The organism is Microbacterium sp. AK009, from assembly GCF_013410955.1.
In the GTDB taxonomy this organism is placed as follows: domain Bacteria; phylum Actinomycetota; class Actinomycetes; order Actinomycetales; family Microbacteriaceae; genus Microbacterium.
In genome coordinates this window covers 384,376-396,896 of record NZ_JACCCG010000001.1, presented here as the reverse complement: position 1 = coordinate 396,896, position 12,521 = coordinate 384,376, and the positions used below count along the sequence as shown (strand labels likewise).

Below are 12,521 nucleotides of genomic sequence, written 5' to 3'. Positions count from 1 at the left end.
CCGCACGTCCTTCCACCGGCGCACGGGAGGAGATCGACACAGCGGAGGATGCTCCGGCCCGGCCGGTCCTCCCGTGCGCCGATTTCCTCGCGTTCGCAACCCCTTCCGCGACGCGCAGGGCCTTTCTAGGCTCGGCCGGAAGCGAGTGCGACGTGAGGAGTGGCGATGAGCCTGGGTGGAATGGTGCGACTGGCCCTCAGCGGCGCGGCGCTGGTGAACGGCGTCCCGCATACCGTCAGCGGTCTGCGCGGTCAGCCCTTCCCGACGCCGTTCGCCGATCCGCCGGGGCAGGGGCTGTCGTCGCCGGTGGTCAACGTCGCGTGGGGCATGTCGAACCTCGCTCTCGGCGCGTGGCTGCACCGTGGCACGCGGTGGCGGTCGGAACGCATCGCGTTCGCGGTCGGCGCGGTGGCCATGGGGCTGCTGCTCGCGCGCTTCTTCGGCGCGAACCCGCGCCTTCGCGCGCGGAGGCGCTGACTCAGAGCTTTCGCAGCAGCACGCTCTCCACGGCGTGCGAGGCGGCCTTCCGCAGCACGAGCGTGGCGCGGTGCCGGGTGGGCAGCACGTTGGCCTCGAGGTTCGGCAGGTTGATGTCGTTCCAGTAGCCGAGCGCGGTCGTCACCGCTTCGTCGTCGCTCAGCTCGGCGAACACGCGGAAGAACGAGTTCGGGTCGCTGAACGCCGCGTGGCGGAGGGCGAGGAAGCGCTGCACGAACCACGACTCGATGTCTTCGGTTTCGGCATCGACGTAGATCGAGAAGTCGAACAGGTCGCTGACGGCGACGTCGTTCGGCGCCGGCGGCGGCTGCAGCACGTTCAGCCCCTCGACGATCACGACGTCGGGGCGTCGCACCGTGACGTGCGCGTCGGGGACGATGTCGTACTTCACGTGCGAGTAGAACGGCGCGCGCGCCTCGACCGCCCCGCTCTTGACGTCGGTGAGGAACTCCACGAGCGCGCGCCGGTCGTAGGACTCCGGGAAGCCCTTGCGGGCCATCAGCCCGCGTCGCTCCAGCTCGGCGTTCGGGTGGAGGAAGCCGTCGGTGGTGACGAGCTCTACGCGCGGCGTGCCGGGCCACCGGCTGACGAGTTCGCGCAGCAGCCGTGCGATCGTCGACTTGCCGACGGCGACCGACCCGGCGACGCCGATGACGAAGGGCGTAGTGGTGTCGGCTTCGCCGAGGAATGCGCTCGTCTCGGCGCCCAGGCGCTTGGTGGCCTGCGCGTACAGCGACAGCAGCCGCGACAGCGGCAGGTACACCTCGGCGACCTCGGCTATGTCGAGCCGGTCCCCGAGCCCGCGCAGCTGCACGACCTCGGTCTCGGTGAGGGGCTGCGGGATGCCCGCGGCCATGCGCGCCCAGTCGTCGCGGGCGATCTCCCGGTACAGCGAAAGAGCCAGGTCGGTGGTCGCTTCATCGACAGACATGGCGCTCATCGTAACCATCGGCCACCCCGGTGCCCGGTTGCCGCGGGAAGGCGGGGTCATAACTCCTCAGATTCGGCCGCGAACGCCCCGGATCCGGCCGAATCCCGCCCGGCGGCGGTGAATCTGAGGAGTTACGCCGGGCCGCCCGTCCCCAACTCCGGCAGAACCGGCCCCGCAACGCCGGAAACGGCCCGTCCGGGCGCCCCGCGCCCCGGAATGCAGGAGTACGGGACAGCGACCCCAACGCACCCGCCCGCTAGCCTGAACCCGTGCGCCTCGGAGTCCTCGACATCGGCTCGAACACCGTCCACCTGCTCGTCGCCGACGTCCAACCCGGCGGCCGCCCGCTCGGCACGACCAGTCGCCGGACTGTGCTGCGCCTCATGCGCTACCTCGCCCCCGACGGCTCGATCACCGAGGAGGGCGTCGCGGCACTCGTCGACGCCGTCGCCGAGGCTCGCCAGGTCGCCGCCGACGAGAACGTCGAAGAGCTCCTGGCCACCGCCACCTCCGCCGTCCGCGAGGCGACGAACGGCCCCGAGGTCATCGCCCGCCTGGAGGCCGCGCTCGGCGCCCCCCTCCAGGTGCTCGGCGGCGAAGCCGAGGCCCGGTACACCTTCCTCGCCGTCCGGCGCTGGTTCGGCTGGTCGGCCGGGCAGATCCTGCTGTTCGACATCGGCGGCGGGTCGCTCGAGGTGGCGGCTGGGTCCGACGAACTGCCGGAAGCCGCGGCATCCGTCCCTCTGGGCGCCGGACGCATGACGGTGCAGTTCATGCCCGACGACCCGCCCGGCGAGGACGCCGTCGAGCGCCTGCGCGCCCATGCGAAGGCCACCCTCGAGCCGGTGATCGGGCGCTTCCGCGCGCTCGACAAGCCCGATCACGTCGTCGGGTCGTCGAAGGCGATCCGATCGCTGGCGAAGCTCGCCGGCTACCCCGCCCCCGGCTGGACCGGGAGCGAACGGATGCTGCTCCCCCGCGCCGCGCTGGCGTCGTGGATCCCGCGGCTCGCCCGCATCCCCGCGAATGCGCGCCAGGAGCTTCCCGGCATCACCGCCGACCGCACGTTCCAGATCGTCGCGGCCGCCGTCGTGCTCGACACCGCGATGTCGATGCTGAAGATCGACGAGCTCGAGATCTCGCCGTGGGCGCTTCGCGAGGGTGTGCTGCTGCGCTACATCGAGTCGCTGTCGTGGAGCACCGCGCCCGACGGTGCAGCGATCGCTTCGCCCTAGACCAGCCCTCACGGGTGCACCAGACTGATCGCTATGCCGGCGCCCGTGCAGATCCGCACGCCCGATCAGCGCCTCCGCGTCTTCGTCAGTTCCACCCTGAAAGAGCTGGAGGCGGAGCGACGTGCCGCCCGGGCGGCGATCGAACGTCTGCACCTGGCCCCGGTGATGTTCGAGCTCGGCGCTCGTCCCCACCCGCCGCGCTCGCTCTACCGTTCCTACCTGCAGCAGAGCGACATCTTCGTGGGGATCTACGGTGAGCGCTACGGGTGGGTTGCACCCGACGAGGCGATCTCCGGGCTCGAGGACGAGTACCGCCTCTCCGCAGGCAAGCCGCTCCTGGTCTACATCCGCGAGCCGAGCCCCGGGAGAGAACCACGGCTCGCGGCGCTCCTGGCCGACATCCGTTCCGACGACCGCACCTCGTACAAGTCCTTCTCCACTCCGGCCGAACTCGAGGAGCTCCTCGTCTCCGACCTTGCGACGCTCCTGGCGGATCGGTTCGTCGCCGGCGTGCCGGAGCGCGACGACGCGTCACCCGAGCCGCAGCGCGGGGGAGCGCGCATCCCGGCGCCCTATACCGCGCTGATCGGCAGGGAATCCGACGCACAGGAGGTCCATGACCTCCTGCTCGCCCCGGGGTCACGACTGGTGACACTCGTCGGGCCGGGGGGGATCGGGAAGTCCCGCCTGGCGATCGACATCGCCCAGCGGATGGCGGAGGAGGGGTGGGATGTCGGGTTCGCGGCGCTCGAGTCGCTCACCTCGGCGTCGGGAGTCCTCTCCACGATCGCACGGGCGCTCGGCGTGCGCGACACCGGCGAAGCACCCCTCGAAGGAGCAGTGCTCGCGGCGATCGCGGACCGCGACCAGTTCCTCGTCATCGACAACATGGAGCACCTGCTCGAGGCGACCGACGTCGTGCTGCGTCTGATCACGGCATCGCCGCGATTGAAGGTGCTCGTCACCAGCCGCGCCCCTCTGCGCTTGCGTGCGGAGCGGACCTTCGAGGTACGGCCGCTCGCGCTCCCCGAGGACGGCGCGGTCGCCGCGGATGCGCCGGCGGTTCGGCTCTTCGTGGAGCGCGCGAGCGCGGTCCGACCGGGCTTCGCCCTGACGCCCGAGAACACCGCTGATGTGGTGGCGATCTGCCGCGCCCTCGACGGTGTGCCCCTCGCGATCGAGATCGCTGCGGCACGCATCCGCGTCTACTCCCCGCACGAGCTGGTCACGCGCCTGGATTCCGCGCTTTCGGTGCTCGTCGGGGGCGCCCGCGACCTGCCCGCGCGCCAGCGCACCATCCGCAGCACCATCGAGTGGAGCGTGCGGCTCCTCGACGATCCCGCGCGTCGGGCCCTCGCGCTGCTGTCCGTCTTCTCCGGGGCCTTTTCCCGCGATGCCGCCCAGGCCGTGCTCGGCGATGCGGCCGCCGAGGAGGATCTGGAGGCCCTCCTCGACGCGAGCCTCGTGCATGCACGCGAGCACGGCGGCATCCGCGTCTTCACCCTTCTCTCCCTGGTGCGCGCGTACGCCGGCGAGCTGGGGCAGGAGGGCGACCTCGACGCGGCGCGCGAGCGGTGGGTCGCTCACTACCGCCGACTCAGCGAGGAATCCGTGGCGGGAGTGCGCAGCGACGACGAACTCGAATGGTTGCGCGCCCTGGATGCGGAAAGCGAGAACATCGCCGCCGTCATGAGGTGGCTGCTGCACGAGCGTCGCCTGGACGAAGCAGCCGAGCTCGCGTGGCGCCTCTACCTCCCCCTGTGGCTGAACGGCCTCCTCGGGGTGGTGCAGGGATGGATGTCGGAACTGCTCGACATCGCCGCGCGCGACCAGATCCCGCTGTCGGCCTTCACCGAAGCGACGGCGAGGTACTACGCCAACGCCATCTCGTTCTGGCGCGACCCGGATCTCGACGTGGCGCCCGGCCTCCGGCGGAGCGCTGAGCTCTTCGACGGCATCGGCGAGGGCTCGGGCGCCGCCCTCGCTCGTGTGTCGCTCGCCCTGGCGCTGTTGGCGCGACCGAACGGGCCGGATGTCGGCGGGGCGGGCACGGCCTTGGCCGAGGCGATCGACGGCTATCGCGCGGCGGGCGATGATTGGGGCCTCGCCATGGCGCTGGTCACCCGCGGCAGGCTCGACCTCGTCCGAGGTGACGTCGCACAGGCCCGGAAGAACTTCGACGAAGCCCCCGTGGTCGCCGCGCGGCAGCGGGAGCACCTCGCTCTCGTCATCGCTCGACACCACCGGGGTTGGGGGCGCCTGCTCACCGGCGACATCGACGGCGCCGAGGATGACTTCGCCGAGGGGCTCGACGTCTCGATCGCGATGGGCCATGACGAAGGCATCGCCTACGGTGTGGAGGGACTTCTCGGCGTGGCAGCGGCGCGCGGTCAGGCGCGACAGGCGGGGCGGCTGTTCGGCGCCGCGCAGACCCTGCGCCGGCGCACGGGAATCGTGAATCTCGCGGGCTTCGCCCTGTACGACCCTGCCGTCGCGGCCCTTCGGGCGGCCGGGGGCGGCGAGGAGTTCGACGCCGGTGCGGCCGAGGCAGCCACGATGCGCATCCCGGACGTGCTGAATTCCGAGTGACCTGCCACTGGGCACCGCGACGCACGGAGTCGCCGACGACCGTGTGCTCCCGGCGACACGCGCGGTGGCCGTCCTCATCGTTCCGTTCCTCCTCGTCGCCGCGACGCTGCTGTTCGCCTTCCCCACCCGCACCGCCGAGCTCTTCGCCTGGGGGATCGCCCCTCCTCTGTCGGCCTACCTGCTCGCGAGCGCCTACGTCGGCGGCATCTGGTTCTTCCTCCGCGTGGCGATCGCGAGAAGGTGGCATCGGGTCAGGCACGGCTTCCCCGCGGTCGTGGTGTTCGCCGCGGCCCTCCTCGTGGCGACCCTGCTCCACCTCGACCGCTTCTCAGAGAATCTGTCGTTCTGGACGTGGCTGGTGCTGTACCTCACGACTCCGTTCCTCGTCGCAGGTCTGGCGTTCGCGCAGCGGCGAAGCGACTCCGGCGAAGCCGAGGTGGTGGACGTGCTCATCCCCCGTCTCGCCCGTTACGGACTCGCCGCCGTCGGGGCCTCGGCGTTCGCGTTCGGCGTGGTGCTCTTCGTCGCGCCGGAGCTGGCCATCACCGTCTGGGCGTGGGAACTGACGCCGCTCACCGCCGAGGTCACCGGCGCCGTCCTGAGCCTGACGGGGGTGGTCAACATCGGCCTGCTGCGGGATCCTCGCTGGAGCGCCTTCCGCATCCTCTTCCAGGCGCAGCTGATCAGCCTTGCCGCGATCGCGGCGTCGCTGGCGCTTCGGGTGGACGACCTGCGGTTCGACCGCCCCCTGACGTGGGCATTCCTCGCGCTGGTCGCCGGCGCGATCATCGGGTACGGCGGTTTCACCCTCTGGTGCGAGAGCAGGCTCCGCCGCACCCGCTCGGCGACGTGAGACTCAGCCGCAGTTGGCGAGGTCGGTCTCGGCCAGCGGCTCCCCCTCGGGAATCACGTAGGTCACCCACAGCACGACGGGGATATCGCCCTCGTTGACGCCCTGGTGGATGTACTCGGCGCCCTCGATGATCGCCTCGCCGGTCTCGTAGACGCGCACCCCGTCGGGGTGGGTGGGGGCGTAGTGGGTGAGCGCGCCCTCCTTCACCACCGCGATCAGCTGGCCCGCGTGACAATGCTCGCCCGTGCCGGCGCCCGGCTGCAGCGTGATCTCGCGGAAGGTCACCCCTACGCCCTCGGCGCCGGGGGCGACGGAAACCTCCACCGGTTCGTCGAGCTCGCCGGTGGCGACGTCGGTCGCCGCGACGGGCGGGACGATGGATGCCTCGGGCGTAGCTTCGACCGACATCGTCGGCGCATCGACGGTGGTCGACGCAATGGTCGATTCGGCGGCGCAGCCGCCGAGGGCGAGGGTGAGGGCGGCGAGGGTGGCGAGGGCGGCGGCGATCGCGCCGCGCCGGTGCGGCGTGTGTCGGGTCACTCCTCGACGTTAGCGCGCGCCCCGATCGCCCGCATCACCGCGTAGAGCACGAGCCCGACAGCCAGGGCGATGGCACCGAAGAGCCACACCTGCGCGCTCTGCTGGGTGAGCAGCAGGATGCACGAGAGCACCCCGGCGACGGGAACCCACGTCCACACGCGGAAATGACGGTGCTCGACCCGGTCTCGGCGAAGCACCAGCACCGCGACGTTGGTCGAGATGAAGACGATGAGAAGGAGCAGCACCACGGTCTCGGCGAGAGTGGCGAGGTCGCCGAGCAGGGTGAGCGCGGCCGCGATCGCGGCCGTCACGACGATCGCAACCCACGGGGTCTTCCGTCCGGGCAGCACCCGGGTGAGCGCTCGGGGCAGGAGCCCCCGATCGGCCATCCCGTACGCGAGGCGGCTCGACATGATCGAGGTGAGCAGCGCCCCGTTGGCGATCGCGATGAGCGCGATGATGCTGAAGATCACCGTGGGGAGGGGCACGCCCGTCGCCTCGAACACCGCCAACAGGGGACCGGATGACGCGGCGAGCTCGTCCGCGGGAAGCGCGGCGGCACTGGCCATGGCTACGAGCACGTAGACGATGCCGGCGACCGCGAGCGAGCCGAGGAGGGCGATCGGGTACGAGCGGGAGGGGTTTTTCAGCTCTTCGGCGATGTTCGCCGAGGTCTCGAATCCGACGAAGGAGTAGTACGCGATGATCGCCGCGGCGAGGGTCGCGAGCGCTGGGTTCACCCCGGCCGGGAACTCCCCGATGCGCGAGAGGTCGCCGCCCCCGCCGCCGAGCATGAGGCCGACGGCGACGACGATGAGCACCAGCCCCGACACCTCGATGATCGTCATGACGATGTTGCCGGTCATCGATTCGCGGATGCCCCACATGTTCACCAGCGCGAGCACCGCGATGAGGCCGATCGCGGCGACGGGCGGCGCGATCGGCACGAACGCCGAGAGGTAGTCGCCGGCGAAGGCGAGCGAGAGGCCGGCGACGCTGACGACACCGGCGGCGAGCATGCTGAAGCCGACGAGGAACGACACGACCGGCTTCTTGTACGCCTTCTCGGCGAAGTAGGCCGACCCGCCCGCGCGCGGATACTTCGTGACGAGCTCGGCGTACGACCCCGCGGTGAGGAGGGCGAGCCCGAGCGCGACGGCCAGTGGAATCCACGTGGCGCCGCCGACCTCGGCGGCGAGCACGCCCATCAATGCGTAGATCCCCGCTCCCAGCACGTCGCCGAGCACGAAGAGGAACAGCATGGGTCCGGTGATGGCGCGGCGCAGCTTCGTGCCCTCCTGCGCGGTCGCCGAGGCGGGGCCAGGGGCAGGGGTCGTCGAGGCCGTGTCGTCGTAGGGCATCCGCACACCGTACGGACAGCGGATGCGGGGCGCCCGCCCCTTGACAAGTGCCCCGTTGCCTCCCCGTTCGCGCCGGCGCGGGTGGCGCGAGCGGCGCGGGCCAGTCGACCCGCGCGCGCTACAGCGCCAGGCGCTCGCGCACCACGTCGGCGAGCTGCTCGGCGTGCCGCCGCGCGGTCGCCTCGTCGGCGGCCTCGACCATCACGCGCACGAGCTGCTCGGTGCCGCTCGGGCGAAGGAGCACGCGCCCCGAGTCGCCGAGCTCGGCGGCCACCGCGGCCACGGCCGCCTGGACGCCCTCGTCGTCCGCGGCGCGCGAGCGGTCGACATCCTTGACGTTCACGAGGATCTGCGGGTAGACCGTCATGATCGACGCGAGCTCGGCGAGCGACTTCCCGGTGCGGGCCATCTCCGACACCAGCTGCAGGCCGGTGAGGAGGCCGTCGCCGGTTGTGGCGAAGCGGCTCATGATGACGTGGCCCGACTGCTCTCCGCCGAGCGAGTAGCCGCCCTCGTTCATCGCCTCGAGCACGTAGCGGTCGCCGACGGCGGTCTGCAGCACGCGGATGCCCTGGTCGGCCATCGCTCGATGAAGGCCCAGGTTGCTCATCACCGTCGCGACGAGGGTGTCGCGCGCGAGCGCGCCGCGCTGCTTCATCGCCACGGCGAGGATCGCCATGATCTGGTCGCCGTCGATGACGTTGCCCTCGGCGTCGACGGCGAGGCACCGGTCGGCGTCGCCGTCGTGGGCGATGCCCAGGTCTGCCCCGGCGTCGCGGACGGCCGCAGCCAGCTGCGACAGGTGGGTCGAGCCCACGCCGTCGTTGATGTTCAGCCCGTCGGGGTCGGCGCCGATGACGGTGACCCGCGCGCCGGCGTCGCGGAAGGTCTCGGGCGAAACCCCCGAGGCCGCGCCGTGCGCGCAGTCGAGCACGACGTGGATGCCGTCGAGCCGGTGTTCGAGCGAGCCGAGCAGGTGCACGACGTAGCGGTCTTCGGCATCGGCGAAACGCCGGATGCGGCCGACGCCGGCGCCGGTGGGCTGGAGCTTGTCCCACTCCATCGCCGACTCGATGCGCTGCTCGACCACGTCGGGCAGCTTCACGCCGCCGCGGGCGAAGATCTTGATGCCGTTGTCGGGCGCCGGGTTGTGCGACGCCGAGACCATCACGCCGAAGTCGGCGTCGATGTCGGCGATGAGGAACGCCGCGGCGGGCGTGGGCAGCACGCCGGCATCGAAGACGTCGACTCCGGATGACGCGAGCCCGGCCTGCACGGCCGCGGAGAGGAATTCCCCCGAGACGCGAGGGTCGCGCGCGACGACGGCGGTAAGACGCTTGCCCGCGGCGCGACGTGCCTCGGCGGTACGGCCCTGGCCCAGGACGACCGCGGTCGCCTGGGCCAGGGTGAGTGCGAGATCGGCGGTGAGGGGGCCGTTGGCCAGCCCCCGCACCCCATCCGTGCCAAAGAGCGGCATACGGGTGGAGTTTCCCGCGATCAGCGCTTGGAGTACTGCGGGGCCTTGCGGGCCTTCTTCAGACCCGCCTTCTTGCGCTCGATGACGCGGGCGTCGCGCGAGAGGAAGCCGGCCTTCTTCAGGGTCGGGCGGTTGTTCTCGGCGTCGATCTCGTTGAGCGCACGAGCGATGCCCAGGCGCAGCGCGCCGGCCTGACCCGAGGGTCCGCCACCGGAGATGCGGACGATGACGTCGTACGCACCGGTGAGGTTCAGCACGGTGAAGGGATCGGTGATCAGCTGCTGGTGGAGCTTGTTCGGGAAGTAGTCCTCGAACGTGCGGCCGTTGACCGTGATGGTGCCCGAGCCCGGGATGAGGCGCACGCGGGCGATGGCCTGCTTGCGGCGGCCCACGGCGGAGCCCGGAACCGAGAGCACGGGGCGCTCGACGGCTGCGGCCTCGGTGTCGACCGGGGTCTCGGTCGAGAAGCTGGAGTCGGTGTTGATGGGATCGATGGAGTCGGAGATCTTCGCCACGAGTCTGTCCTTAATGTGTGCGGCGCTTACTGGGCGACCTGGTCGAAGGTGTACGTCTTGGGCTGCTGCGCGGCGTGCGGGTGCTCGGCACCGGTGTACACCTTCAGCTTGGACAGCTGGGCACGGCCGAGGCTGTTCTTGGGGAGCATGCCGCGAACGGCCTTCTCCACCGCGCGGACCGGGTTCTTCTCGAGAAGCTCGGTGTAGGGGACAGCCTTCAGACCGCCCGGGTAACCGGAGTGGCGGTAGGCCATCTTCTGCTCACGCTTGCTGCCGGTGAGGGCGACCTTGTCGGCGTTGACGATGATGACGAAGTCGCCGGAGTCGAGGTGGTTGGCGAAGCTCGCCTTGTGCTTGCCGCGGAGGAGCGCGGCGGCGTGCGAGGCGAGGCGGCCGAGAACGACGTCGGTGGCGTCGATGACCAGCCAGTCACGCTGGATCTCGCCAGCCTTGGGAGTGAAAGTGCGCGTCACAGTAGTGCTGCTTTCTTGATCGAACGGAGTGGTTCGTGAATCCCGCTCCGGTGGTCGTTACCCCGATGGATGCCGGGGGAACAGGCCGGTGGAGGGCTCACGTTCGCGGTGCGCTGCCAGCAGACTGCGGCACCAAAGGGTTAGTTTACGTCATCCGGATGCCCCGGCCAAACCGGCGAGGGTGCGCTCGCTCCCCGCGGTGCATTTCCTCCCCCGGAGGGTGCACTCCTCAGTTCTCGCTGCGCGCGAGGTGGATCTCGTCGTCGGTCGGCTCGCCGGCATCCGGTTTCTCCGTGGCATCCGCTTCCTCCGCCCTGTTCTCGGAGACCTCACCGGCCGAGACGGGACGCCCGGTGAGGCGCGCGGACACGCGCCGCAGCCACGACGGTTCGCCGACGACGCCCGCGGAGGAGGGCTCCTCGACCTCGAGCCCGTAGTACTCGCCGATCTGGTCGACGAACTGCGCGCGCGCCGCGCGTTCGTACGCCCGCCGCTCGCGGCTGAAGGCGACGACCGTCGACCAGCACATCAGGAGCATGACGATGCTGAAGGGCAGCGCGATGATGATCGCCGCGGTCTGGAGGGCCTGCAAGCCTCCGGTCAGAAGGAGCGCCCCGGCGAGCACCGCGGTGGTGAGCGTGAAGAACACCCGCACCCAGCGCTTCGGGTCGATGTCGCCGCCCGTGGCGATCATGCCCATGACGAGCGCGCCCGAGTCGGCCGAGGTCACGAAGAAGATCGTGATGAGCAGCAGCACGCCGGCGGTGAGCACCGGGGTGCCGGGGAGGAACTGCAGCAGCTGGAACAGAGCGGTGTTCACGTCGACCGTGCCGTCGGCGGCGGTGAGCGATCCGGGCTGGGTGAGTTCGAGGTAGATCGCCGACCCGCCGAGCACCGCGAACCACAGCAGCGTCACGAGCGTCGGGACGATGATGACGCCCATGACGAACTGCCGCACCGTGCGGCCCCGCGAGATGCGGGCGATGAAGATGCCGACGAAGGGCGCCCAGGCGATCCACCATCCCCAGTAGAAGGAGGTCCAGCTGGCCTGCCACGACTCCCCCGCCTCGCCCTGGAAGGCGGTGACGTTGAAGGAGAGCCCGACGAAGTTCTGGATGTAGTTGCCGATCGACTGCACCCATTCGCGCAGCAGGAACTCGGTCTGCCCGAAGACGAGCAGATACAGGACGAGGATGCCCGCGAGCATGAGGTTGAACGACGACAGCCACTTCATACCGCGCGTGACACCTGAGAGCACCGAGATGAGCACGAGCACCGAGATGACGCCGATGATGGCGAGCTGGATCGGCTCGCTCGGCTCGACGAGGCCGGCGAAATCCAGGCCGGCGGAGATCTGCAGCACGCCCAGCCCGAGCGAGGTGGCGACGCCGAACAGGGTGCCCACGAGCGCGATGGCGTCGATCGCGTTCCCCCAGCCGCCGCGGACCCGGTTGCCGAGGAGCGGCTCGAGAGCCCAGCGGATGGAGATCGGGCGCTTCCGGCGGTGGATCGCGTAGGCGAGGCTCAGACCGACGATGACGTAGATCGACCACGCCTGCACGCCCCAGTGGAGGTAGGTCTGGCTGAGAGCGGCCTGCGCGAGCTGCTCAGGAGTTCCTGCCACGCCCGGCCGGGGGGAGACGAAGTGACTGAGCGGCTCGCTCACTCCGTAGAACACCAGCCCGATCCCCATTCCTGCGGCGAAGAGCAGCGAGAACCAGGCGCCGAGGGAGAACTCCGGCTTGTCGTCATCGCGGCCGAGGCGGATGTCGCCGAACCGGCTGAAGCCGAGGAACAGCGCGAAGGCGACGAAGAACGCCGCGATGAGCACGTAGTACCAGTTGAAGGCGTTGACGATGCTCGTCTGGATCGCGCCGAACGACGCCTCCGCGAGGTCGGGAACGAGCAGCGCGAAGGCGCTGAAGGTCAGGGCGATCGTCGCGGCGGGCCAGAAGACCCATCGTTTGATCGTCGAGCGCCGGGCGAGGTCGGCCGTCATGGCCTTTCGGGGGTCAGCCATCCGTCCAGGCTAGTCAGGGCGACACGCCG

11 protein-coding genes are annotated in these 12,521 nt (G+C 70.5%); 4 read left to right on the top strand and 7 right to left on the bottom strand.

What is annotated here, in order from left to right; all coding sequences use genetic code 11:
* The first annotated feature begins 165 nt into the window (after positions 1 to 165).
* A complete protein-coding gene (locus tag HDC37_RS01960; RefSeq protein ID WP_179558701.1) occupies positions 166 to 477 on the top strand; it encodes a hypothetical protein in 312 nt (103 codons plus the stop codon).
* A gap of 1 nt (position 478) precedes the next feature.
* On the opposite strand, the gene coaA is transcribed toward HDC37_RS01960, so the two are convergent.
* Complete coding sequence (coaA, locus tag HDC37_RS01955) at positions 479 to 1,429, bottom strand: type I pantothenate kinase (RefSeq protein ID WP_179558700.1); 951 nt, start codon at positions 1,427 to 1,429, stop codon at positions 479 to 481.
* Between the two features lie 269 nt (positions 1,430 to 1,698).
* On the opposite strand from coaA, the gene HDC37_RS01950 reads away from it, so the two are divergent.
* From HDC37_RS01950 to HDC37_RS01940, 3 genes are all read left to right on the top strand, one after another.
* Entirely contained in the window at positions 1,699 to 2,664 is a 966-nt protein-coding gene (locus HDC37_RS01950) for a Ppx/GppA phosphatase family protein (protein ID WP_179558699.1), read from the top strand.
* A gap of 33 nt (positions 2,665 to 2,697) precedes the next feature.
* Positions 2,698 to 5,253: a DUF4062 domain-containing protein gene (locus HDC37_RS01945; RefSeq protein WP_179558698.1), complete on the top strand. Its 2,556-nt coding sequence runs from the start codon at positions 2,698 to 2,700 to the stop codon at positions 5,251 to 5,253.
* 64 nt (positions 5,254 to 5,317) lie between these two features.
* The gene (locus tag HDC37_RS01940) at positions 5,318 to 6,106 is read left to right on the top strand and encodes a hypothetical protein (protein ID WP_179558697.1); all 789 of its coding nucleotides are present in this window, start codon (positions 5,318 to 5,320) and stop codon (positions 6,104 to 6,106) included.
* 3 nt (positions 6,107 to 6,109) lie between these two features.
* Here HDC37_RS01940 and HDC37_RS01935 read toward each other — a convergent pair whose 3' ends face one another.
* From HDC37_RS01935 to HDC37_RS01910, 6 genes are all read right to left on the bottom strand, one after another.
* On the bottom strand, positions 6,110 to 6,646 hold the full coding sequence (locus HDC37_RS01935; protein WP_179558696.1) for a cupin domain-containing protein: 537 nt from the start codon (positions 6,644 to 6,646) through the stop codon (positions 6,110 to 6,112).
* Positions 6,643 to 8,007 (bottom strand): APC family permease, encoded by a 1,365-nt coding sequence (locus tag HDC37_RS01930; RefSeq protein ID WP_179558695.1) that lies wholly within the window; start codon positions 8,005 to 8,007, stop codon positions 6,643 to 6,645. Before HDC37_RS01930 ends, HDC37_RS01935 begins: the two co-directional genes overlap by 4 nt.
* A gap of 118 nt (positions 8,008 to 8,125) precedes the next feature.
* Complete coding sequence (glmM, locus tag HDC37_RS01925) at positions 8,126 to 9,484, bottom strand: phosphoglucosamine mutase (RefSeq protein ID WP_179558694.1); 1,359 nt, start codon at positions 9,482 to 9,484, stop codon at positions 8,126 to 8,128.
* Between the two features lie 20 nt (positions 9,485 to 9,504).
* A complete protein-coding gene (rpsI, locus tag HDC37_RS01920; protein ID WP_179558693.1) occupies positions 9,505 to 9,999 on the bottom strand; it encodes a 30S ribosomal protein S9 in 495 nt (164 codons plus the stop codon).
* Positions 10,000 to 10,025: 26 nt separating this feature from the next.
* The gene (rplM, locus tag HDC37_RS01915; RefSeq protein WP_179558692.1) at positions 10,026 to 10,472 is read right to left on the bottom strand and encodes a 50S ribosomal protein L13; all 447 of its coding nucleotides are present in this window, start codon (positions 10,470 to 10,472) and stop codon (positions 10,026 to 10,028) included.
* 229 nt (positions 10,473 to 10,701) lie between these two features.
* On the bottom strand, positions 10,702 to 12,492 hold the full coding sequence (locus HDC37_RS01910) for a BCCT family transporter (protein ID WP_257021234.1): 1,791 nt from the start codon (positions 12,490 to 12,492) through the stop codon (positions 10,702 to 10,704).
* Positions 12,493 to 12,521 lie beyond the last annotated feature (29 nt).